The sequence below is a fragment of the Synechococcus sp. WH 5701 genome (assembly GCF_000153045.1).
GTDB lineage: Bacteria > Cyanobacteriota > Cyanobacteriia > PCC-6307 > Cyanobiaceae > Regnicoccus_A > Regnicoccus_A antarcticus.
Genome location: NZ_AANO01000106.1, coordinates 1 through 1,244 on the forward strand (window position 1 = coordinate 1; position 1,244 = coordinate 1,244).

Annotated in this window: 2 protein-coding genes; one reads left to right on the top strand and one right to left on the bottom strand. The window is 57.0% G+C overall.

All coding sequences use genetic code 11. The annotated features are described in order from the left end of the window. Positions 1 to 895, bottom strand: an 895-nt coding sequence (locus WH5701_RS00640) for an LON peptidase substrate-binding domain-containing protein (RefSeq protein ID WP_232201746.1), incomplete at its 3' end; no start/stop codon positions are given. A gap of 240 nt (positions 896 to 1,135) precedes the next feature. On the opposite strand from WH5701_RS00640, the gene WH5701_RS18210 reads away from it, so the two are divergent. Further along, positions 1,136 to 1,244, top strand: a 109-nt coding sequence (locus tag WH5701_RS18210; protein ID WP_255346377.1) for a co-chaperone YbbN, incomplete at its 3' end; no start/stop codon positions are given.

The following is a 1,244-nucleotide window of genomic DNA, read 5'->3' on the forward strand; positions in this document are numbered from 1 at the left end:
GGCGGTTGCAGCTCTGCCATGCGCTGCTCGAAACGCTCCACGTCTGCCGTCTTGTCGTCTTGGCCATGCCCAGCTCACGCTGGATGACCTTGAGCTGTTCCTTCAGGAAGAACTCGCGCTGGTGCTTCTGTACCTTGGCGTTAACTTCCTCGCTGATTTCCGACTGCAGCCGAGCGACTTCCTGTTCTTTGCGCATCAGGAGCAGGACTTTTTCCATGCGGCGGAGCAGGGGAACCGTGTCCAGCACATCCTGTAATTCGTTACCCGGAGCGCTGGTCATCGAGGCGCCAAAGTCGGCAAGCGGAGAACTGTCATCCGGTCCGAACCGGGACAGGTACTGTTTTACCTCCTCGCCGTATAGCGGATTGGTGCGCAGCAGTTCCTTGATCGCGCTGATAATGGCGAGGGTGTAGGCCTTGAGTTCGTCTGCCTCTTCTTCCGGTTCTGCCGGATATTCCACTTCAACCAGGTACGGCGGTTTGCGGCGCAACCATTGGACAATCCGAAAGCGTTGAAGCCCCTGGGCGATGAACTGAACCTTGCCGCTTTCATTCTGGGCATGATGTACGCGCACGGCGCAGCCGACGGTCTCCAGCTGTTCGCTGGCAGGTACGCCTGCCTCCGCATCCTCATCTTCCACAAAACAGATACCCATGACCTTGTGGTCGGTTTCGCCGACCCGCTTCAGGGTTTCCTGCCACGGATTCTGGTTGACCACCACAGGCTGCACCTGGGCCGGGAAAAACGGACGGTTCGAAACCGGCAGCACGTACATGCGCCGGGGCATCATCTGCTGGGGCAGGGCAAGGCTCTTGCTGTGCTCGTCCTTGCCGATATATTCGGTCACGTCCTCTTCGAATTCCTCTAGTGAATCGTTTTGCGTCTCATCATTCATGCCGCGAGTATCCATCCGGAAAGGTTGTGAATCTGCCCGGGACGGGCTGCTGCGTCATTGCCCCGGGGCGTTGCTTATTAGCTATGTAACGCCAGATACGGTGATTTCAAGGAGTTGGGTTGGCGCTGTTGGCGCTTGAATTTCCGGGAGTTGGCCCCATGTCTCTGGCAGTTTCCGATGATTCATACGACTTTTCAGGTGCCTTGCATGAGCAACTCTCCGTATATTTTTGACGCTACCATGGAAAACTTTCAGCAGAAGGTGATGGAAGCCTCTGCCAGCACACCCGTTCTGGTCGATGTCTGGGCTGAGTGGTGCGCTCCGTGCAAGCAGTTGATGCCCTTGCTGG